General features: G+C 65.1%; 26 protein-coding genes. 16 read left to right on the top strand and 10 right to left on the bottom strand.

Annotated features, from left to right (window positions below):
• Positions 1-44: 44 nt before the first annotated feature.
• Positions 45-833 carry a crotonase/enoyl-CoA hydratase family protein gene (locus QX010_RS03330; RefSeq protein WP_316177585.1) on the top strand — a complete coding sequence of 263 codons (789 nt, stop codon included), beginning with the start codon at positions 45-47 and terminating at the stop codon, positions 831-833.
• Here the strand turns inward: QX010_RS03330 and QX010_RS03325 are convergent.
• The 3 genes from QX010_RS03325 to QX010_RS03315 are packed head-to-tail and all read right to left on the bottom strand — an operon-like array spanning position 830 to position 2,564.
• The gene (locus QX010_RS03325) at positions 830-1,525 is read right to left on the bottom strand and encodes a glutathione S-transferase family protein (RefSeq protein WP_316177583.1); all 696 of its coding nucleotides are present in this window, start codon (positions 1,523-1,525) and stop codon (positions 830-832) included. The two genes, QX010_RS03330 and QX010_RS03325, sit on opposite strands and share 4 nt — an antisense overlap.
• Before the next feature lie 30 nt (positions 1,526-1,555).
• On the bottom strand, positions 1,556-1,795 hold the full coding sequence (locus tag QX010_RS03320) for a hypothetical protein (protein ID WP_316177581.1): 240 nt from the start codon (positions 1,793-1,795) through the stop codon (positions 1,556-1,558).
• A gap of 7 nt (positions 1,796-1,802) precedes the next feature.
• On the bottom strand, positions 1,803-2,564 hold the full coding sequence (locus tag QX010_RS03315) for a sulfite exporter TauE/SafE family protein (protein ID WP_316177579.1): 762 nt from the start codon (positions 2,562-2,564) through the stop codon (positions 1,803-1,805).
• A 90-nt stretch (positions 2,565-2,654) separates the two neighbouring features.
• Between QX010_RS03315 and QX010_RS03310 the strand changes: the two genes are divergently transcribed.
• The 8 genes from QX010_RS03310 to QX010_RS03275 all read left to right on the top strand — a co-directional run bounded on the left by QX010_RS03310 (position 2,655) and on the right by QX010_RS03275 (position 10,069).
• Positions 2,655-3,578: a LysR substrate-binding domain-containing protein gene (locus QX010_RS03310; protein WP_316177577.1), complete on the top strand. Its 924-nt coding sequence runs from the start codon at positions 2,655-2,657 to the stop codon at positions 3,576-3,578.
• A 66-nt stretch (positions 3,579-3,644) separates the two neighbouring features.
• On the top strand, positions 3,645-3,857 hold the full coding sequence (locus tag QX010_RS03305; RefSeq protein WP_315803493.1) for a hypothetical protein: 213 nt from the start codon (positions 3,645-3,647) through the stop codon (positions 3,855-3,857).
• Between the two features lie 203 nt (positions 3,858-4,060).
• Positions 4,061-4,243: a hypothetical protein gene (locus QX010_RS03300; protein ID WP_315714095.1), complete on the top strand. Its 183-nt coding sequence runs from the start codon at positions 4,061-4,063 to the stop codon at positions 4,241-4,243.
• A 164-nt stretch (positions 4,244-4,407) separates the two neighbouring features.
• Positions 4,408-7,791: an excinuclease ABC subunit UvrB gene (gene uvrB, locus QX010_RS03295; protein ID WP_316177576.1), complete on the top strand. Its 3,384-nt coding sequence runs from the start codon at positions 4,408-4,410 to the stop codon at positions 7,789-7,791.
• Between the two features lie 12 nt (positions 7,792-7,803).
• On the top strand, positions 7,804-8,043 hold the full coding sequence (locus tag QX010_RS03290) for a hypothetical protein (RefSeq protein WP_316177574.1): 240 nt from the start codon (positions 7,804-7,806) through the stop codon (positions 8,041-8,043).
• A gap of 139 nt (positions 8,044-8,182) precedes the next feature.
• Entirely contained in the window at positions 8,183-8,986 is an 804-nt protein-coding gene (locus QX010_RS03285; RefSeq protein WP_316177572.1) for a hypothetical protein, read from the top strand.
• 24 nt (positions 8,987-9,010) lie between these two features.
• On the top strand, positions 9,011-9,778 hold the full coding sequence (locus QX010_RS03280; RefSeq protein ID WP_316177570.1) for a DpnI domain-containing protein: 768 nt from the start codon (positions 9,011-9,013) through the stop codon (positions 9,776-9,778).
• A gap of 9 nt (positions 9,779-9,787) precedes the next feature.
• Entirely contained in the window at positions 9,788-10,069 is a 282-nt protein-coding gene (locus QX010_RS03275; protein ID WP_316177568.1) for a hypothetical protein, read from the top strand.
• Between the two features lie 313 nt (positions 10,070-10,382).
• Here QX010_RS03275 and QX010_RS03270 read toward each other — a convergent pair whose 3' ends face one another.
• The 3 genes from QX010_RS03270 to QX010_RS03260 form a co-directional block, all read right to left on the bottom strand.
• Positions 10,383-10,547: a hypothetical protein gene (locus QX010_RS03270; RefSeq protein ID WP_316177566.1), complete on the bottom strand. Its 165-nt coding sequence runs from the start codon at positions 10,545-10,547 to the stop codon at positions 10,383-10,385.
• Positions 10,548-10,967: 420 nt separating this feature from the next.
• Positions 10,968-11,360, bottom strand: coding sequence for a hypothetical protein (locus QX010_RS03265; RefSeq protein ID WP_316177564.1), 393 nt, complete (start codon positions 11,358-11,360; stop codon positions 10,968-10,970).
• Between the two features lie 153 nt (positions 11,361-11,513).
• On the bottom strand, positions 11,514-11,735 hold the full coding sequence (locus QX010_RS03260; protein ID WP_315714380.1) for a hypothetical protein: 222 nt from the start codon (positions 11,733-11,735) through the stop codon (positions 11,514-11,516).
• Between the two features lie 327 nt (positions 11,736-12,062).
• Between QX010_RS03260 and QX010_RS03255 the strand changes: the two genes are divergently transcribed.
• From QX010_RS03255 to QX010_RS03230, 6 genes are all read left to right on the top strand, one after another.
• On the top strand, positions 12,063-12,509 hold the full coding sequence (locus QX010_RS03255; RefSeq protein ID WP_316177562.1) for a nuclear transport factor 2 family protein: 447 nt from the start codon (positions 12,063-12,065) through the stop codon (positions 12,507-12,509).
• 134 nt (positions 12,510-12,643) lie between these two features.
• On the top strand, positions 12,644-12,910 hold the full coding sequence (locus QX010_RS03250; RefSeq protein ID WP_315803283.1) for a hypothetical protein: 267 nt from the start codon (positions 12,644-12,646) through the stop codon (positions 12,908-12,910).
• A gap of 192 nt (positions 12,911-13,102) precedes the next feature.
• On the top strand, positions 13,103-13,543 hold the full coding sequence (locus tag QX010_RS03245) for a nuclear transport factor 2 family protein (protein ID WP_315803282.1): 441 nt from the start codon (positions 13,103-13,105) through the stop codon (positions 13,541-13,543).
• Between the two features lie 130 nt (positions 13,544-13,673).
• On the top strand, positions 13,674-14,603 hold the full coding sequence (locus QX010_RS03240) for a hypothetical protein (protein WP_315803281.1): 930 nt from the start codon (positions 13,674-13,676) through the stop codon (positions 14,601-14,603).
• 151 nt (positions 14,604-14,754) lie between these two features.
• A complete protein-coding gene (locus QX010_RS03235) occupies positions 14,755-15,168 on the top strand; it encodes a hypothetical protein (protein WP_315714086.1) in 414 nt (137 codons plus the stop codon).
• A gap of 158 nt (positions 15,169-15,326) precedes the next feature.
• Entirely contained in the window at positions 15,327-15,464 is a 138-nt protein-coding gene (locus tag QX010_RS03230; RefSeq protein ID WP_315803280.1) for a hypothetical protein, read from the top strand.
• A 56-nt stretch (positions 15,465-15,520) separates the two neighbouring features.
• Here QX010_RS03230 and QX010_RS03225 read toward each other — a convergent pair whose 3' ends face one another.
• The 3 genes from QX010_RS03225 to QX010_RS03215 all read right to left on the bottom strand — a co-directional run bounded on the left by QX010_RS03225 (position 15,521) and on the right by QX010_RS03215 (position 16,711).
• Complete coding sequence (locus tag QX010_RS03225) at positions 15,521-15,670, bottom strand: hypothetical protein (protein WP_315714401.1); 150 nt, start codon at positions 15,668-15,670, stop codon at positions 15,521-15,523.
• A gap of 109 nt (positions 15,671-15,779) precedes the next feature.
• Positions 15,780-16,259 (bottom strand): MaoC family dehydratase, encoded by a 480-nt coding sequence (locus tag QX010_RS03220; RefSeq protein ID WP_316177668.1) that lies wholly within the window; start codon positions 16,257-16,259, stop codon positions 15,780-15,782.
• Entirely contained in the window at positions 16,259-16,711 is a 453-nt protein-coding gene (locus QX010_RS03215; protein WP_316177559.1) for a MaoC family dehydratase, read from the bottom strand. The genes QX010_RS03220 and QX010_RS03215 overlap by 1 nt, the downstream gene beginning before the upstream one ends.
• 221 nt (positions 16,712-16,932) lie before the next feature.
• Here QX010_RS03215 and QX010_RS03210 point away from each other — a divergent pair, with 221 nt between their 5' ends.
• Complete coding sequence (locus tag QX010_RS03210) at positions 16,933-17,223, top strand: DUF4282 domain-containing protein (RefSeq protein ID WP_315714083.1); 291 nt, start codon at positions 16,933-16,935, stop codon at positions 17,221-17,223.
• A 14-nt stretch (positions 17,224-17,237) separates the two neighbouring features.
• On the opposite strand, the gene ychF is transcribed toward QX010_RS03210, so the two are convergent.
• Positions 17,238-18,335 carry a redox-regulated ATPase YchF gene (gene ychF, locus QX010_RS03205; RefSeq protein ID WP_315803277.1) on the bottom strand — a complete coding sequence of 366 codons (1,098 nt, stop codon included), beginning with the start codon at positions 18,333-18,335 and terminating at the stop codon, positions 17,238-17,240.
• Between the last annotated feature and the right edge of the window lie 38 nt (positions 18,336-18,373).

Below are 18,373 nucleotides of genomic sequence, written 5' to 3'. Positions count from 1 at the left end.
GCGCCTAGTCTTTGCCTGCTCCACCCATCAGCCTGCGAGACGCCATGACCGACCTCATCCTGCTCGACATCTCCGACCGCATCGCACTGATCACGCTGAACCGGCCGCAGCGGCTGAACGCACTCAGCTACGCGCTGATCGACCGGTTGATGGCCGCGCTCGACCGCATCGAGACCGATGCCGGCGTCAGGGCCGTGATCCTCACCGGCGCCGGGCAACGCGCCTTCTCAGCCGGCGCCGACATCGACGAATTCACCGCGAGCGTCCGCCAGGGGCGTGCCGCGGCGCTGCGCGACTTCGTCCGGCGCGGCCAGGCGATGACGGCGCGGCTTGAGGCGTTCCGCAAGCCGGTCATCGCGGCGGTCAACGGGCTCGCCTTCGGCGGCGGCTGCGAGATCACCGAGGCGGTGCATCTGGCGGTGGCGAGCGAGCGCGCCAGCTTCGCCAAGCCCGAGATCAGGCTCGGCATGCCGCCGACCTTCGGCGGCACGCAGCGGCTGCCGCGGCTGGTCGGCCGTAAGCGCGGGCTCGAGCTGCTGCTGACCGGCGATTCTGTCCCGGCGCAGCGCGCGCTGGAGATCGGGCTCGTCAACGCCGTCGTGCCGCATGACGAGCTGTTGCCGGCGGCGCGGGCGCTGGCACAGCGCATCATCCGCCATGGGCCGGACACGGTCGGGAGCATCATCACCGCCGCGACGCGCGGGCTCAACATGACGATCGGCGAAGGGCTGCAGGTCGAGAGCGAGCAGTTCGCGAGCCTGGTCGGCAGCCGCGATCTCGCCGACGGGCTGGCGGCCTGGCGCGAGCGCCGGCCGCCGCGGGTCCCCAGCTAGACCGGATGGCCGGGCGACTTGCGCGCCAGCCCGTCGAACGCATCGAGCAGCCGCTCGCGCCAGGCATGGACGCTGTCGCTCTCCTCCAGCAGCCGGAACGGGCTCACCACGCGCGCCCACTGGAAGCCGCCGAACACGATGTAGTCGGCATAATCGGGCGCATCGCCGCCGATGAAGGCCTGCGTCTTCAAGGTCTGGCGCAGCGGCTCCAACGACCTGCGGAAGCCGATGACCGCCTGGTCGCGCGCGGCCATGACCTCCTCGAGGCTCTTGCCGAACCGCGCCTCGCGCGATTTGCGGAAGTAATCGGCATCCGCGGCGGCGAGGTTGTTCGGAATGTCGGCGATGATCAGCGGGAAGATGCCGCCGACGATGGCGATGTCGCCCCAGGCATTCATGAAGCGCGCCATCGCGCGGCCGCCGGCGCCGCCGAACAGCGACGGCCGGTCTGGATAGGTGTCCTCGAGGTAGTTGGCGATCACCCACGAATCGACCACCGCGCGGTCGCCGTCGAGCATGACCGGAACCTTCTCCGAGCCATGCGGCGCGATCGCCGCCTTTTCGGTGAAGCGCCACGGAATCGATTCGGTGCTCAGCCCCTTGTGCGCCAGCGCCATCCGCGTACGCCAGCAGTACGGGCTGAACGGGCGGCCCGCATCGGTCCCGACGAGTTCATACAGCTTCACGGCCATTCCCGGTCCTTCCTCCATCTCCGGCCCGTTCTAGCGCACCACGCGGCCGTTGTCGCGCAGCAGCTGCGCGCCGGCGTCGGTGACGACGATGAAGATGCCGACGCCCGCGATCGCCTCGCGCGTGACATAGCCGAGATCGGCGGCATCTTCCCACACCGTCAGCCGCGGGCAGCTCGTCCGCCACGTCGCCACCACCTCGGCGTGGCGGCGCGGCGCGCGCGCGATCCACTCGACGAAGTCCAGCACCAGGGGATCTGCCGATACGGCCATGCTCGCCTCACTCCGCCGCCGAGCTCTGCGCGGCCAGCAGCAGCCAGCCGCCATAGAGGATATAATAGCTCGCCACCGCCGTGATGATGCGGGTGGCCCAAATGCGGAACTGCTGCTCGCTCATCGCCTCCAGGAGCCGCCGCGCCAGGCTGGTGCCGAGCATCGACGCCGCCACGGCAACGAGCGCGAGCACCGGATCGAGGCCCGCGGCCTGGTCGATGATGCCGCCGAAATAGATCAGCTTGGTGAGATGGCTCGCGACCTGGCAGGTCGCCTTGGTGGCGACGATCGACCTGCGATCGAACCGCGCGCCGAGAAAGAACGTGTCGAGCAGCGGCCCGGACACGCCGGTCATCAGCATCAGCCCCATGCAGATCGTGCCGTAGATCGCGCCCTGCCAGACGCTGTCCGGGTCGGGCTTCAGGCCGGGCGGCATCAGCCGCGCCATGAACGGGGTGATGCCGAGCAGCAGCAGCGCCATCGGCGTGTCCGGCACGTAGCGGATCAGCGACCACAGGCCGAGCGCCAGCGCGCAGCCGATGAGATACACCGCGACCGGCCGCCAGCGGATGTGCCGGCGCCACAGCACCGCGCGCCAGCCGTTCGATGCCATCTGCGTCGCCGCGTGCAGCACCATCGCCGCCGGCAGCGGCATGATCGCCAGGAGCACACCGATCAGGATCAGCCCGCCCGCCATGCCGAACAGGCCCGACAGGAACGCCGTCGCCACCATCAGCAATCCGAGCGCTGCAATCAGGGCGGGTGTCATGGCTGATCTCCTCGCCATGCAATTTGTCGCACTGGCGATATCGGCACAAACCGAGTTATCTTGCCCTCCATCAGTTTTCCTGAGGGCGCGATGAGACGGCTGCTGTTCCTCAACGGCATCAAGGCGTTCGAGGCGGCGGCGCGCACCGGCAGCTTCGCCGCGGCAGGCAGCGAGCTCAACGTCTCCGCGGCCGCGATCAGCCGCATGGTCAACCTGCTCGAGCAGCGGCTCGGCGTGGTGCTGTTCGAGCGCAAGGCCAACCGGCTGGCGCTGACCGCGCCCGGCCGCGCCTATCAGAGCGGGCTGACGCCGATCTTCGATGCGCTGTCGAGCCTGACCGCGCAGATCATGGCGCCGTCATCGATGCGCGTGCTGACGCTGGGCGTCGGGCCGACATTCGCGATGAAATGGCTGATCCCGCGGCTCGCCGATTTCAGCACCGAGCAGCCGGACATCGAGGTGCGCATCACCACCGGCGGAGCGGCGGTGCCGTTCGGCGACGATTGGAGCTGCGGCATCAAGCTCGGCGACGGCGCCTGGCCGGGCCTCGTCGCCGAGCGGTTGTTCGCCGCCGACCTCGTGCCGGTGTGCACGCCGCGGCTCGCCGCGACCTTGAAGAAGCCGGCGGATCTCAAGGGACCGAGCCTGCTGCGGGTGTCGCACGCCGCCGAGGACTGGGCGCTGTGGCTGAAGGCCGCGGGCATCACGCGCGTCAGCGCGCGCGGCACCGAGTTCCAGTACTATGGACATGCGCTGCAGGCCGCAATCGACGGTCTCGGCGTCGCCATGGGCATCCGGCCCTATATCGACGACGATCTCGCCGCGGGACGCCTGGTTGCACCGTTCGCACTGACCGTCCCGAAAGGCGAGCGCTGGTATCTTGTCTACCGACATTTCCAGGCCGGCCAACGTGATTTCGCCGCGTTCCGGCGCTGGATCATGCGCGCGGCGTCACAGCCCGCGACCCGGAATTCTCAACGCAGGGACGCGATCAAAAAAGACGCGGACGTGTGAACCTGTTCACAAATGATCGGACCAATTCATGCTGTCGTTGCCGTTCGGGACATCCAGGACTGCGCAATGACGTATTTGTACGAGGACTTCGCCATCGAGCCGTTCGAAGCAGGACGCGGCTTGTGGCACGCGCGGATCCGCCGCGCGGACATGACCCCGGTGGTGATCAATGGCGTTTCGTTCCCCTCGCTCGAAGTCGGCTTCGCCTGGTCCGACGCGGACATGGCGATTGCCGACGCGAAAAGCCATATCGACCGCTTTCGCAAGCGGTGGGGCTGACACCTGCAAACCGATTCGGCGCACTTTGAGGCACGCGACGGAGGATATCGACCGAACCCCGGGAAAAGACGGATAGCGCGACGTGGAACAATCTCCGAGAGTGAAGTCCCCGAGAGTCCACCCGCGCGGCCAGACGGTTCCAAGCCAACATTCCAAACGCCAATTCGAAATGCCGAGTGTATTCGTAATGCGGACTGCAATTCATGGCTGAGCCTGCCGTCAAACACCTCGCTTTTTCGGTGCGTACGCGATGCCCGGACTGCGATGCAGAGCTGAGCGTCCTGAGCGTCATCAACGGCCGCGGCGGTTCCGAGTACTGGGCCCTGCAATGCGTCGCCTGCCACGGCGTGCATCTCGACATCGTCGAGCAGCCGACCCGGCATTGACCGTCGGCACGGCGTCGCGGGAACGCCATCGCGCTCATTGAACGCGCGTGGTCGTCCGCGCGCATGCGCATCGCGGCGTCCTGCTGCCACCATGCTGTCAGCAGGGCTCGCGGGCGCGCCCGATCACTCTTTCAAGTCGGCCTCATCCGTCCCATATTCGGGCGATGGCGAAGACCCCCGACACCCCCAAGAAGCCCGGCCGAACTCCGAAATCGAAAGCGCACCGGCCCGACGTGCAGCCGATCGGGCCCGCGCTCGCCGAGCTGCTCAATCCCGCCATCAACCGCGGCGAGAGCGGCATCGGTTCCTCAACGGGACTGCAGCCTCCGCCGGATAATTCCTGGGACCGCCGCAGCGGCGGCGAAGCCGCCGCGCACCGCGCGCGGGCGTCGACGAAGGGCAGGAGCGCCGAGGTCGCGACGGGCGACGCGTCGGCGCGGCCCATGCCGCTGCGGCCGAATCCGCAGCCGGCGGGGGAGCGGTCGTCCGTCCGTGACACGTCACGAGCTTCAGCCCAGCAGGACGCTGCGCTCCCTCCTCCCTTGTGGGGGAGGGCTGGGGAGGGGGGTGCCCCAAGCAACACTGCCCGTGAATCCACCCCCGCCTCCTCCCCGCAAGGGGGAGAGGAGGAGAGCGTGGCAGCGCGACCTGCGCCGCCTCCCGCGCTGGCCGACGACTCAGACGCAGCTCGTGCTGGAGTACCCCCCTCCCCACCCCTCCCCCACAAGGGGGGAGGGAGCGCCGCGGCGCAAGCGGACGCGCCCTCTAACAACACTGGCGCTTCCGGCCTCGCCGAAGCGCCGCAGGCCAATTACGGCACCGCCGCCACCATCCCGACGCTCGATCCGGAACTGGCGCGGCAGCTCGGCCTGCCCACCGCCGAGGACGACGAGGAAGCGCTCGCCCGTCCGCCGCGCAGCAAGATGGAGGCGCTCGGCGTCAAGGCCACGGCGGAAGCGCTGGAGTCGCTGATCCGCGAGGGCCGTCCCGAGTTCCGCAAGGACGACGGGTCGCTCAAGATATGGACGCCGCATCGTCCGCCGCGCCCGGAGAAGTCGGAAGGCGGCGTCCGCTTCGAGATCAAATCGGCCTATGAACCCAAGGGCGACCAGCCGCAGGCGATCAGGGAGCTGGTCGAGGGCATCCAGCGCAACGACCGCACCCAGGTGCTGCTCGGCGTCACCGGCTCCGGCAAGACCTACACCATGGCGAAGGTGATCGAGGCGACGCAGCGCCCGGCCATCATCCTGGCGCCGAACAAGACGCTGGCCGCGCAGCTCTATGGCGAGTTCAAGAGCTTCTTCCCCGACAACGCCGTCGAGTATTTCGTCTCCTATTACGACTACTACCAGCCCGAGGCCTACGTCCCGCGCACCGACACCTATATCGAGAAGGATTCCTCGATCAACGAGCAGATCGACCGCATGCGCCATTCCGCGACGCGCGCGCTGCTCGAGCGTGACGACGTCATCATCGTCGCCTCGGTGTCCTGCATCTACGGTATCGGCTCGGTCGAGACCTACACCGCGATGACCTTCGCGCTGAAGAAGGGCGAGCGCATCGACCAGCGCCAGCTCATCGCCGACCTCGTCGCCCTGCAATACAAGCGCACCCAGCACGATTTCACCCGCGGCACCTTCCGCGTCCGCGGCGACGTCATCGACATCTTCCCGGCGCACTATGAGGACCGCGCCTGGCGCGTGAACCTGTTCGGCGACACCGTCGAGAATATCGAGGAGTTCGATCCGCTCACCGGCCACAAGCAGGACGAGCTGGAGTTCATCAAGGTCTACGCCAATTCGCACTATGTGACGCCGCGCCCGACCCTGGTGCAGGCGATGAAGTCGATCAAGTCCGAGCTGAAGGTGCGGCTCGACCAGTTGCACGCGCAGGGCCGCCTGCTCGAGGCGCAGCGGCTGGAGCAGCGCACCACCTTCGACTTGGAGATGATGGAGGCGACGGGGAGCTGCGCCGGCATCGAGAACTACTCGCGGTATCTGACCGGACGCCTGCCCGGCGAGCCGCCGCCGACCCTGTTCGAATACGTCCCCGACAACGCGCTGGTGTTCGCCGACGAGAGCCACGTCACGGTGCCGCAGATCGGCGGCATGTTCCGCGGTGACTTCCGCCGCAAGGCGACGTTGGCCGAATACGGCTTCCGCCTGCCGTCCTGCATGGACAACCGCCCGCTGCGGTTCGAGGAGTGGGACATGATGCGGCCGCAGACCGTGGCGGTGTCGGCGACGCCCGGCGGCTGGGAGCTGAACGAGGCCGGCGGCGTGTTCGTCGAGCAGGTCATCCGCCCCACGGGCCTGATCGATCCTCCCGTCAACATCCGGCCCGCCCGCACCCAGGTCGACGATCTCCTCGGCGAGGTCCGCGCCACCGCGCAGGCGGGCTATCGCTCGCTGATCACGGTGCTGACCAAGCGCATGGCCGAGGACCTCACCGAATATCTGCACGAGCAGGGCATCCGCGTCCGCTACATGCATTCGGACATCGACACGATCGAGCGCATCGAGATCATCCGGGATCTCCGCCTCGGCGCCTTCGATGCGCTGGTCGGCATCAACCTCTTGCGCGAAGGCCTCGACATTCCCGAATGCGCGCTGGTCGCGATCCTCGACGCCGACAAGGAAGGTTTTCTGCGCAGCGAGACCTCGCTGATCCAGACCATCGGCCGCGCCGCGCGCAACGTCGACGGCAAGGTGATCCTCTACGCCGACCAGATGACCGGCTCGATGGAGCGCGCCATCGCCGAGACCAACCGCCGCCGCGAGAAGCAGGTCGAGTACAACACCATCAATGGCATCACGCCTGAGAGCGTCAAGAAGTCGATCGGCGACATCCTCAACTCGGTGTACGAGCGCGACCACGTGCTGATCGAGACCGGCGGCGGCACCACCACCGACGACGTCATCTCCATCGGGCACAATTTCGAGGCCGTCCTGGCCGACCTCGAAACCCGCATGCGCGAAGCCGCCGCCGATCTCAACTTCGAGGAAGCGGCCCGCCTCCGCGACGAGGTCAAGCGCCTCCGCGCCACAGAGCTCGCCGTCGTCGACGACCCCACCGCCAAGCAGCGCACCGTCCAGGGCAAGGCCGGCGCCTACGCCGGCACCAAGAAATACGGCGACGCCGCCAATTTGCCGACGGCGGCCTTGAAGGGCCGAAGCGGGCGTGGGGGAGCAAAGTCTCGCGACAGAGATCCGCTCGCGCCCCTGCTCGACGAACTCACTGGCTCTTCGCGCAGCGACGACGGTCCCTCCTCCCCCTCTCCCCGTTCTTCACGGGGAGAGGGTCGGGGTGAGGGGCGCCCCACGGGCAGTCCCTCGGCTTCAAAAGTCCACAAGCCCCATCTCGACGAGATGCACGGCCCGGAATCCCTGCCCTACCGCCCCAACGCCAAGCTGCCGTCCAAGCCGTTCGGCGGCAGCAGCAAGATCATCCAGCCGACCAACTCCCGCGAGTCCGGCCCCGAATTCGGCCCGGCGCCGCGCTCGACCGGTGGCGCGCCAGGCAAGCGAGGTGGGTGGAAGAAGCGGTGAGGAAATCAGGTCATGCCCAATGAATGGGAAAAGCTAACCGATCAAGAACTTGCGAGGATCGCTCAGGACGGACTGCAAGGGCAAGGTGCGCCCGTCGAAGCGATGCGTAGGCTCCGAATTGCTCTTGAAAGCGCCAGCGCGAGTAGCGACACCTATTCACGAAGGATGTTCTGGCTTACTATAATTGTTACCTTCCTGACAGCGATTCAGGCAATTGGTGCGTTCGACGTGATTTGGCGTTGGATCAAATAGATATTCGTAAACCCGGACTATCGAGCCGGGAACCTGCTCGATCCCGCCCGATACCCTCCGAAGAAGCTCGGCAAATACGGTGGATTGAAACGCGGTGAGCACATTATCTGGATTCCGAAGGTTTTGGCTTAGAATAAGGTTGTGGCTGGATTCGACCTACCTTCAAATTTTTGTTCGGCCCTACAAGCGACCACCTCCAATAGATATTCCAACCGCATTTGCCAGTTTCGTTGAGGAACAAGGTGGCGAGATCTGCGATCGCTTAGCACAAACCCAAAAACTTAAGGGCGAAATCGCAGACTACATTTTTCGTCAAAAGAACGTCGTCGCCGAACTGAAATGCCTAGAGACTGACCCATTCCATTCACCAGCAGATTTCAGTCGGCTTCTGGATGAACTCCGGAAGGCAGGCATGTCGGAAGTGGAGATCACCGACTGGCGCACCGGCGGTCGCACCCTGACGGAGAGCGCGGTTTGGCGACTTGCAACGCTCTTTCGCCGAAGAATTGAGAAGGTAGCTCGAAAGGCAGCGAAACAAATCGATGCAACAAAACAGGCATTTGATATGCCGTCAGCTGAAGGCTTATTACTAATTGCAAATGACAACAACTACCTATTCAACTATCCTGAAAAGTATGGATTTATCTCAGATGTATTTGCGAGACACTTCGAAGAATCAAGCATCAAGGGGTTTGTATTCTTTACTCCCAATGTACCTATGCGCGCCGCAGGCTCCCTACGGGAGTGGCATCCTTGGGCAGCTTCATACTCTAAGTCTGCCAGCAATGAATTAGTTGATTTCGTCGACGACCTTGGCCACCATTGGAATCGATCATTTTTCGCGCAAGAAGGTAGTCGATCGTTGACTTTTAGGACATCTGATCGAACTTTCATGTCGAGCTGGATGGCAGGAGCATCGAACGTAAAAATTCGCAGGAAATGAAAATCGTCTCGTGAGCGTCAAAATTTGAAACTCGGCTTCGAAGAATCCCCAACCGCCTACACCAGCGGCACCCAGAAAGCGCGGGCCTGGACCGAGGCGTGGGTCGGTGCGCAAGCCTATTGTCCGAACTGCGGCCGATCGAACATGGCGCAGTTTCCCAACAACAGCCCGCTGGCCGACTTCTTCTGTACGAGCTGCCGCGAAGAGTTCGAGCTGAAGAGCCAGAAGAAGGCATTCGGCGCCAAGGTCGCCGATGGCGCCTATGGGACGAAATGCGAGCGGCTGGCCGCCAGCAACAATCCCAATCTCCTGCTGATGAACTACGATCGTGACACCCGGTCGGTCATCAACCTGTTCGTCGTGCCGAAGCATTTCTTCGTCCGCGACCTCATCGAGCAGCGCAAGCCGCTCGCCGCGACCGCGCGCCGCGCGGGGTGGGTCGGCTCGAACATTCTTCTCGACCGCGTTCCCGAGGCGGGCAAGATTCACATCGTCCAGAACGGCGTCGTCCGCGCCAAGGAGCTGGTGCTGGAGGAATGGCGCAAGACGCTCTTCCTCCGCAAGGAATCCCTGGATGCGCGCGGATGGCTGATCGAGGTCTTGAAATGCGTGGAGTCGCTCGGCAGAGCGGAATTCACGCTCGACGATGTCTACGCCTTCGACCGCCATCTCAGCCTGCTCTATCCCGGCAACCAGAACGTCCGGCCAAAAATCCGCCAGCAGCTCCAGTTCCTGCGCGATCAGGGATTCCTGGAGTTCGTCGCGCGCGGCCGCTACCGATTGAAGAGATGAGGTCCGGCAATGGCGTGGTTCTTGAATTTCTATCGCTGTGAACGCTGTGCGCACGCCTGGACCGACGAGTGGTCGTGCATGTGCGACGACGAGTGTCCTCACTGCGGCGCGCGCGACATGTCTCCGTCCCGAAGCGAGGACCTGACGGAGCTGATCCTGAGCAACGAAGATTGCTTCGTCGTCCTGCGCTCGCCTGATGACGCAGAGAACGAGCCTGCCTATGAAGAGCTCGGGCGGTTTTCGAGCCGAGCCAAGGCGGAGGAATTTCTTGCGGCGTCCGCTCCCAGCTAAGTCAGCATCGACGGCGACGATCTTCGGCTTTGCGACGCGCATAGCCCTCAACCAAGTGCTCGTCATGGCAGCAGGAAGCGCGTGAGACGCAGCGTTCGTTCCGAAAAATAAAAAACTCTTGCGCCTTATCGGAAATCATGATTATCTCCCCCGCATCCCGCCTCACTGCGGAGGGGCGTTGCGCGCGATCGTCACGACACGCGAGGTGGGGATGCGATGGCCGCGGTGAAGCCGCAGCGTGTCTTCGGGCACGCCGACGAACGGCTTTGCTGCGGACGTGAAATCGCAGCGTCCTGATACCCCGACGCTGGTATCAAGCCGCGATGGCGCTGATGTGCCGCGTGGTGATGGTGGCCAACAAGCCCGGCGCACCAGGGAGACTGCGTATAAGCGTGAAGACCGTCGCGCAGGGAATGCCGGAGTGTTCGGCTTTGCCTGTGGTACCTGCCGCCTGCATTTTTTTCTGCAGGCGGGCCATGGGTGAGGCCTTCACCCGGCATTCCCTGCGCCCTCTGCATGATTTGCGAGGGACGTGTTCAATGCATCACTCGGGCGAATCTCGCCGCGAGATCACGTTCTCATGTCTTCAACTCGATCGCTGTTTGAATCGTAAATCCGCCAAACACACCGCTGTCGTCCCGGACAAGCCGTGACGCGCGCCAGCGCGGCGCGGCGCCGATCCGGGACCCATACGCCGCGGCGGACGTGATGGGCCAAATGCCAATGACCAGTCTGCCTCAAACCGATCCCTGGGTGTATGGGTCCCGGCTCAATGGCCGGGACGACAGTGGAGCGTGCTGAGACAGACGCGCGTCATCCTCGCTGACGTCGAACAAGCCGCGACGCACACGAGCGCTGCGCCGAGCCAGGCACCATGCTTCGCGGGACGGCGCCCGCCTCACCCCATCGCCAGCACCGCGACCGACAGCAGCGCCAGCATCACGGTCGAGCTCAGCAGTTGCAGCGATCCCTCGGGCTGCGTGCGCCAGCGCAGCACCTTGTCGGCGAGGCCGAGCGTTGCGTCGTAGAACTCCGCCGCGTAGGCCTGCCTGAGCATGCGCTGAAAGCGCGGGCCTGCCGCCGAGGTCATGAGCACGTGGATGATGGTCGCGCTCGCGACGAAGCCGATGATCCCCGGCCGCAGCGCGGTGCTGTGCGCGAGCTTGAGGATCAGCGCGGCGCCGGCGTAGGTCGGAATGGCCTGGAACAGCGCGGTCAGCGCCATGCCTTCGAGCAGATTGAGCAGCGCCGCCTTCGGCGCGGAGGTGCTGGGGGAGGCGACGGTGAGCATGGCCTGGACATCCGGTTGCGGCGGCCCTCGGCGAGGACCAGACCGCTCCCGTCTAGCCGCCACGTCCGGCTCGGACCGTGAGACCTGTCACGCCGGGCACCGTCTCCGGGCCGGTGCGGGGGCACGCCGCAGACGAGCGACGCGCCGCATCGACTAGGTTCGGCCCTGCCCGTTCACCTGGCCCTGCTGCTGCTGACGCTCCTGCTCCTTGGCGCGGTGACGGCCATAGAGACAGCCGGCGGCGGCGCCGAGCACGCCGTGATGACCGGCATAATGGCCGGCGACGCCGCCGACGATGGCGCCCTTGATGCACCCCTTGGCCTCGGCGGCCTGCGTCGACAGCAGCGCCAGCGCTGCGACGGAGGCGGCCAGCATGGTCTTCGTGATCGACATCGTCATGATCGAGCTCCGCTGGGATTGGTGCGGGGTAACGGCGACGCCGCGGGCCGGTTCCCGGCTCGCAACCGGCATGACGCGTTGCGCGAACCTTGTCGCGCGCGGTGATGACCCAGAAGCTGAGAGATCAGCTGGATGAGCTGAGAGACGCCCCCAGACATGATCGTGACGCGATCACCCGCCAAGCTTCCGTTCACCGTACCGGCGCATAGAGCTGGCCGACGGTTACACAGGTGGTTGACGGCCGCGCGCCGGCATCTCCAGAACGACATCGCCGACGCGGGTAGTCCCGTCAGTGGAGACAGGATGATCGAGCACATCAACAAGCAGCGTGTGCGCAGGCTGCTCGAGGCCCATGCCGCCGGTGATTTCGACAGCGTGCTGGCGCATTGCACCGACGACCTCGAGCACTTCGCGTCCGCGCCGATCGACATCTTTCCCCATCTCGGCGGCCGCCGGGGCAAGGCCGAGGTGCGGCAGATGTGGGAGACGTCCCGCAGCCGCTATGCCGAGGTCCGGCACGAGATCAAGACCATGATCTGCGAAGCCGACCAGGTCGCCGTGGATCTGCGCATCTTCCTGCGCAAGCGCGACAACGACCGCATCGTGCAGTACGACCTCGCCGCCTTCTATACGCTGCGCGACGGCCGCGTCGCCCGCATCCGCGAGATCATGGACACCTACGACTTGGTGCAGCAGGTGCTCGAATGCGATCTCAGCCGGCTGCTGATCGCGGGTGCCGCCCGGCCCTGAGGCCGGCACGGCCGTCGCGGACTAGCGCCCGGACCGGCCGATCACGCAAACGTCACCGACGGCGGCCTCATTGCCTTGAACCTGTGGCCCCGGCTCCGCACCCCATCAGCGGTGATATACGGGGCATTGGTGACATGAGAATAGCATTCCTGGCGATGGCCGGACTGGTGATGGGCGTCGTCGGCGGCGCGACGATCGGCATCGGGCTGGGGCTGGCCTGGATCGAGCTGTTCAACACCAGCGAATTCGAAGGCTATGCGGGCATGCTGGTGTTCTTCACCTTCATGCCGCTCGGCGCCCTGATCGGCGGTCTCGCCGGCGCCACCCTGTTCGGCCTGGCCGCCTTCCGAGAGCACGAGGTCGCGATCGCGCAGCAGCGGTTGCAGCACGAAGGACGCTGACGGCCCCGGCGCCCGCGCGCGGGACCGGTAGCGGCGCGCATTTGTGCAATGCAAAAACAACCGTTGCGCGCGCAGGTGGTTGATTTATGTGAGGCGTAAGAGAGATAGATTCGGCGCCCCGGCGCGACGTCGTTTCGACGTCGCCTCAAGGCCGGCGCGCCCCCTCGCAAGCCAGTTCAGGATCCCGACCCGATGACGGAGCACAGCCTCTGGCGTCTGTCGCGCGCATTGCATGGCGCGATCAACGACCGCCATTTCGACGATTTCGCCGCGCTTCTCGACGACGACATCGACTGGGCCATCTACGGCCCGATCGACATGTTTCCCTTCCTCGGCGCCCGGCACGGCCGCGCCGCCGTGCTCGACGCCGTCAGGCAGATCGCCGAGCATGTGAGCATCCGGCGGATCGAGCGCGAGACCCTGATGCTGGACGAGACCAGCGCGGCGACCATGGTCCGCTGCGCGATGACGGCGCAGGATTCCGACAAGCCGATCACGGCGCGGCTCGCGCAATTCATGCAATTCCGCGCCGGCAAGCTCGCCCGGCTTCGGATCCTGATCGATACGTTCGACCTGGTCGAGCAGACGCTCGGCCGCCCGATCGACCTGCCGCGCATCGGCAGCTTCGCCTGAGCCGCCCTGCCTGTTAGATTGTGGTCACAGTCACCGGCAACCCAACACATCGTGACTGGCGCAGCCATAATTTTGCGCCAAGATTCCACCATATTCCGGCACACAGGTTCGGGCGGCGGGGGTTGCTCTCATGACATCGTATGGTTGCGCGCTGGCGGTTTTCACGGCCGGCTTCGGGCTTCTTGCGTCCGCCGCCGATGCGCAGACGCTGATGCAGGCGCCGCAGCCGCTGCAGATCGCGCCGTGGCAGCAGATCGCGCCGGAGCCCGAGGACGAGGACAAGTCCGAGGACCAGGTGGCGGCAGCCGACCCGATGCAGGACATCGACGTCGAGAAGCTCGACTGGAGCCAGCTCGCGATCGACGACACCACCTTTCTCGACCGTCCCGAGGCCGCTGCCGCGGCGAAGCGCAAGGCCGCCGCCGAGAAGGCCGCCGCGCTCGACTGGTCGAACCAGAACAAGGGCAGCCTTGCCTCGGGCGTGTCGGTCAAGCAGTCGGTGTCGCCGTTCTGGGACGCCCGCGTCGGCGCCGACATGACGGTCGCGCGGCAGCCGACCACGATGTCGGAATTGCTGGCGGAGAAGGCCGAGAACGGCGGCAATGCTCCGGAGTCCGGCGGCTCGGCCTGGGCGGCCGTCACCGCGCCGGGTGCCGGCGCGATCTGGGACAAGACCGCCATCGAGGCCCGCGTCGATCCCGGCTCGGATCAGAGCCGGCTCGGCACCACCATCACCAAGGCGGTGCCGATCGATCACTACAATCTGACCCTGCAGAACGGCTACAACGTCACCCAGCAGGGCATGGTGCCGATTCCCGGCGCGGCGCCGAAGACCAGCCGCAGCTTCGACACCGAGCAGTCCGCCAGGCTCTCCATTGGCGACACCGGCACCAGCGTCACCGCAGGACAGACCTTGTCGTCGGGCGACGACAAATGGCTGCGCAAGGTCGGCGCCGAGCAGAAGCTGTCGGATGGTCTCAGCGTCTCCGGCTCGGTCAGCGAGACCGCGCAAGGCGGCACCAGCAAGAGCATCTCGGCCGGCTTCAAGCGGAGCTGGTGACGTTCACCATTGCGGCAGCCCGCCACGAATGATCGAACGATCGCCGCAGCTTTGCCGCGGTGCGGCCCAATTTGGCCGCACTGATAGGCTTTGAGAAGTTCGTCGTGCGGGGACACCGCGCTCGCTTGAACGCGAAATGAGGAAATAGCCGATGAATGTCATTCGTCCGGACAAGATCGATGGAACTGAAGCCGAGCTGGATACGGATCTGGCCGCGGTCTCCGAAGTCGAGGCCGGCATTCGTGATTTCGTCCGTAACGATATCGCCTATCTGCGCCGCCCCAATGCGGCCGCCACGGCCGAGGCCTCGATCGACGCCGATGCAGCGGTGAACAGCGTCACCACGCTGATCCAGCGCGTCGCCGGCACCTCGCTGTCGGAGATCGAGAACCTGATCGGGGAGCTCGAGAGCCTGCGCGAGCTGCTGCATGCCGAGGGCCAGCGGGTGCAGCGCGAGATCGCGAGCTATGCGCAGCTCAGCCAGGCGGCGATGAAGTCGACCCGGGCCATCGCCGAGAACGTGACGCAGTGGAAGCGCGCCGCCGACGGCCTGCGCAGCAGCTGATCGTTCTTTCCGGACCTTGAAGAGGACCGCCGTGCGAGCCATCGCGCGGTGGTTTTCGTCTTCGAATGCGCCAGGCGCTTGAACGTATCAAGACAGTCCCGCGACCAACTCCCGCCGCTCGCGCGGCGGGCAGCTTGCGTCAGGGGGATGTCACTTTGATGGAAACGATCCGGCCGGACAACACCGATCCGATTCCCCTGAGGCCTGAGCCTCAGCGGATCGGGATCATCATGGTCCGCTTCGTCGGATTGCTGCTGGTGGCCATGGCGGTCATGGTGCTCATCTGGAGCCGCTAGACCGCCTCTGCGAACAGGACCGCCCGGTCCGTTCTGGTTAACGAGTAGTTAAGGCGCTACTCGTTGATCGTCGCTGACGTCTCCAGCGAGTAAGAACCGTCGGCATAGCCCTTCACGACCATCCCCGTCGCAAGCATCACCGCGAGCGTCACGCTGGCAAAGATAAAGCCGAGGAGTTTCAGACCACCGCGATCTGCCATACTCATCCCCCACATCCTGATCCCTGATTGGCTGTCTTATAGAGTCCGAGTTCAGAATGCGTTAGCGCGAACTTCGTTCCGTGCCGACAATCCTACGAAGCGTGACCTTTTCGCCTCAACCGTTGTTCCGCCTCGGGACAAAGGCCGACGCAAGCACCGAGAACACCAGCTCGCCGCGCTGATTGATGCCGGTGTTGCGCGCTTGCAGGATGCCCCATTCGGGGCGCGAGGCCGACTCGCGAAGCGAATCAATCTCGCTCGAGAAGCTGATCGTATCGCCTGCAAGCACCGGCTTGTGCCAGCGCAGCTCACGAAAGCCGGGAGAAGGACCTCCGAGAACGACCGGCTCGCCGCGCGAGCGCGCGGCCTCCAGGAGACGCTGGTTGTCCGCGACGATCAGCTTCATGCAGACGGAGCCGACGTGCCATCCCGATGCCGCGAGCCCGCCGAACAGCGATCGGCGGCCCTCTTCCTCGTCGAGGTGAAAGCGTTGCGGATCGAATTGAACGGCGAAGCGCTTGATCTCTTCGGCCGTGAACGTGTAGGCGCCGAGCTCGCGGCGCTGGCCGACCTGAAGATCTTCGAAAAAGCGCATCAACCCACCTGCTCGCGGCGCTCGACGATGATGGGAGAGACCATCTCGCAGAGTCTCATGCCCGCCTTGTTGCGCACGCCGCATTTGAAGGTGACGATCCCGGTCGACGGACGGCTCCGCGACACCCGCGCTTCCAGAACCTCCACATCGAGCATCAGCTCATCGTCAGGACGCAACGGCGACAGCCACCGGACCTCGTTGACGCCCGGCGAGCCGAGCGAGGCGGTGCGGCCGATGAAGCCGTCGAACATCATGCGCATCATCAGCGAGCAGAGATGCCAGCCCGAGCCGGACAGGCCCTTGAGCATCGACTGCGAGGCAGCTTCTTCGTCCAGATGCATCGGCTGCGGATCATACTCAGACGCGAAGGCGACGATCTCGTCGCGGGTGACGTGTCGCGGGCCGAAGCTGCCGAACGGGCCTTGCGGAAAATCTTCGAAGGTGAGGGTCATGAGGTCGGGAATGGCTGAAAGAAGCCCGATTGTGGCCGCACTTTGCAGCAATCACAACCGGGCCGCTCGCATGGCTGACGCCCGGTCCAGTCGCAAGAGAGTGCCAGAAGGCGCCATATACCGGAATGAATTCGGCTGCCGCCGATGCCGTCTGGCGCGCAATTCGAGCACGACTTAAAGACGGATTTGACGACCGATTCGGACGTGGCCGGGGGATCAGGATGTTGGAATTTCGCGATTTGTTCCAGTGGGACCGCTTCATCACGCCCACCATCATCAAGACGTTCTATTGGCTCGTGATTGCGCTGATCATCCTGTCGGGAATTCGCGGCATTTTCACGGGCCTCTCCGAAATGGCGATCAGCCCGTTCGGCGGTTTCCTGATGCTGCTATCGTCGCTCGCCGGCATCATCGTCGGCATGGTGTTCTCGCGCATCATCGCCGAGTTCGTGCTGATCGTCTTCCGCATCAACGAGCACCTCGGCGCAATCCGCGAACAGGGGCGGATGTAGCCGCCCATGCGGCCTTAGTTGTTGAAGCGGAAGTGCATCACGTCGCCATCGGCGACGACATACTCCTTGCCTTCGAGGCGCAGCTTGCCGCCCTCGCGCGCGCCAGCCTCACCGCCGAGCGCGACATAGTCGGCATAGGCAATGGTCTCAGCGCGGATGAAGCCTTTCTCGAAGTCGGTGTGAATGACGCCAGCCGCCGCCGGCGCCTTGGTGCCGCGGTGAATGGTCCAGGCGCGCGCTTCCTTCGGACCGACGGTAAAGTAGGTGATCAGGTCGAGCAGCTGATAGCCGGCGCGGATGAGCCGATCGAGACCAGCCTCTTCGAGCCCGAGCGTCTCCAGGAAATCCACCCGCTCCTCGCGCGACAGCGTCGCGATCTCGGACTCGATCTTGGCCGAGATCACGACCGCGACCGCCCCCTCTTCCTTGGCGCGCGCGAACACCGCCTGTGAGAAACTGTTGCCGTCCTTGGCCGAGCCTTCCTCGACATTGCAGACGTAGAGCACGGGCTTGGAGGTGAGCAGTCCGAGCATGCCGAAGGCGCGCTCCTCCTCGGGCTTGCGCTCCAGCAGCCGCGCCGGCTTGCCGTCGCGCAGCAGCACGAGAGCACGGGTAACGAGCTCGTACTGCTCCTTGGCGTCCTTGTCGCCGCCCTTTGCCTTCTTGGAGAGGTTGTCGACCCGCTTCTCGAGGCTGTCGAGATCGGACAGCATCAGTTCGGTCTCGATGGTCTCGATGTCGGCGAGCGGGGCGATCTTGCCCTCGACGTGGGTGATGTCGGAATCCTCGAAGCAGCGCACCACATGGGCGATCGCATCGACCTCGCGGATGTTGGCAAGAAACTGGTTGCCGAGGCCCTCACCCTTGGAGGCACCGCGCACGAGGCCTGCAATGTCCACGAACGTGAGCCGCGTCGGAATGATCTGGCCGGACTTGGCGATCGCCGCGAGCTTCTCGAGCCGCGGATCGGGCACAGCGACCTCGCCGACATTCGGCTCGATGGTGCAGAACGGATAGTTCGCCGCCTGCGCGGCCGCCGTCTCCGTCAGCGCGTTGAACAGCGTCGACTTGCCGACGTTGGGCAACCCGACGATCCCGCATTTGAATCCCATGACCCGTCCCGCATCCTTTTGGACAACGCCCGAAGCGC

It is taken from the genome of Bradyrhizobium sp. SZCCHNRI1009 (assembly GCF_032487575.1).
In the GTDB taxonomy this organism is placed as follows: domain Bacteria; phylum Pseudomonadota; class Alphaproteobacteria; order Rhizobiales; family Xanthobacteraceae; genus Bradyrhizobium.
Note: the sequence above shows the minus strand (reverse complement) of the source record. Positions and strands in the feature narration are given on the sequence as shown.

Excerpts from the sequence above, each read along its gene's own strand:
- QX010_RS03320 (WP_316177581.1), bottom strand. The coding sequence starts at position 1,795 with ATGGCCGTATCGGCAGATCCCCTGGTGCTGGACTTCGTCGAGTGGATC.
- QX010_RS03260 (WP_315714380.1), bottom strand. The coding sequence starts at position 11,735 with ATGCTGGCCGCCTCCGTCGCAGCGCTGGCGCTGCTGTCGACGCAGGCC.
- QX010_RS03275 (WP_316177568.1), top strand. The coding sequence starts at position 9,788 with ATGGCGTGGTTCTTGAATTTCTATCGCTGTGAACGCTGTGCGCACGCC.
- QX010_RS03315 (WP_316177579.1), bottom strand. The coding sequence starts at position 2,564 with ATGACACCCGCCCTGATTGCAGCGCTCGGATTGCTGATGGTGGCGACG.
- QX010_RS03300 (WP_315714095.1), top strand. The coding sequence starts at position 4,061 with ATGGCTGAGCCTGCCGTCAAACACCTCGCTTTTTCGGTGCGTACGCGA.
- QX010_RS03240 (WP_315803281.1), top strand. The coding sequence starts at position 13,674 with ATGACATCGTATGGTTGCGCGCTGGCGGTTTTCACGGCCGGCTTCGGG.
- ychF (WP_315803277.1), bottom strand. The coding sequence starts at position 18,335 with ATGGGATTCAAATGCGGGATCGTCGGGTTGCCCAACGTCGGCAAGTCG.
- QX010_RS03270 (WP_316177566.1), bottom strand. The coding sequence starts at position 10,547 with ATGGCCCGCCTGCAGAAAAAAATGCAGGCGGCAGGTACCACAGGCAAA.
- QX010_RS03220 (WP_316177668.1), bottom strand. The coding sequence starts at position 16,259 with ATGCGCTTTTTCGAAGATCTTCAGGTCGGCCAGCGCCGCGAGCTCGGC.
- QX010_RS03325 (WP_316177583.1), bottom strand. The coding sequence starts at position 1,525 with ATGGCCGTGAAGCTGTATGAACTCGTCGGGACCGATGCGGGCCGCCCG.
- QX010_RS03310 (WP_316177577.1), top strand. The coding sequence starts at position 2,655 with ATGAGACGGCTGCTGTTCCTCAACGGCATCAAGGCGTTCGAGGCGGCG.
- QX010_RS03265 (WP_316177564.1), bottom strand. The coding sequence starts at position 11,360 with ATGCTCACCGTCGCCTCCCCCAGCACCTCCGCGCCGAAGGCGGCGCTG.
- QX010_RS03235 (WP_315714086.1), top strand. The coding sequence starts at position 14,755 with ATGAATGTCATTCGTCCGGACAAGATCGATGGAACTGAAGCCGAGCTG.
- QX010_RS03330 (WP_316177585.1), top strand. The coding sequence starts at position 45 with ATGACCGACCTCATCCTGCTCGACATCTCCGACCGCATCGCACTGATC.
- QX010_RS03225 (WP_315714401.1), bottom strand. The coding sequence starts at position 15,670 with ATGAGTATGGCAGATCGCGGTGGTCTGAAACTCCTCGGCTTTATCTTT.
- QX010_RS03245 (WP_315803282.1), top strand. The coding sequence starts at position 13,103 with ATGACGGAGCACAGCCTCTGGCGTCTGTCGCGCGCATTGCATGGCGCG.
- QX010_RS03215 (WP_316177559.1), bottom strand. The coding sequence starts at position 16,711 with ATGACCCTCACCTTCGAAGATTTTCCGCAAGGCCCGTTCGGCAGCTTC.
- uvrB (WP_316177576.1), top strand. The coding sequence starts at position 4,408 with ATGGCGAAGACCCCCGACACCCCCAAGAAGCCCGGCCGAACTCCGAAA.
- QX010_RS03290 (WP_316177574.1), top strand. The coding sequence starts at position 7,804 with ATGCCCAATGAATGGGAAAAGCTAACCGATCAAGAACTTGCGAGGATC.
- QX010_RS03305 (WP_315803493.1), top strand. The coding sequence starts at position 3,645 with ATGACGTATTTGTACGAGGACTTCGCCATCGAGCCGTTCGAAGCAGGA.
- QX010_RS03250 (WP_315803283.1), top strand. The coding sequence starts at position 12,644 with ATGAGAATAGCATTCCTGGCGATGGCCGGACTGGTGATGGGCGTCGTC.
- QX010_RS03210 (WP_315714083.1), top strand. The coding sequence starts at position 16,933 with ATGTTGGAATTTCGCGATTTGTTCCAGTGGGACCGCTTCATCACGCCC.
- QX010_RS03255 (WP_316177562.1), top strand. The coding sequence starts at position 12,063 with ATGATCGAGCACATCAACAAGCAGCGTGTGCGCAGGCTGCTCGAGGCC.
- QX010_RS03230 (WP_315803280.1), top strand. The coding sequence starts at position 15,327 with ATGGAAACGATCCGGCCGGACAACACCGATCCGATTCCCCTGAGGCCT.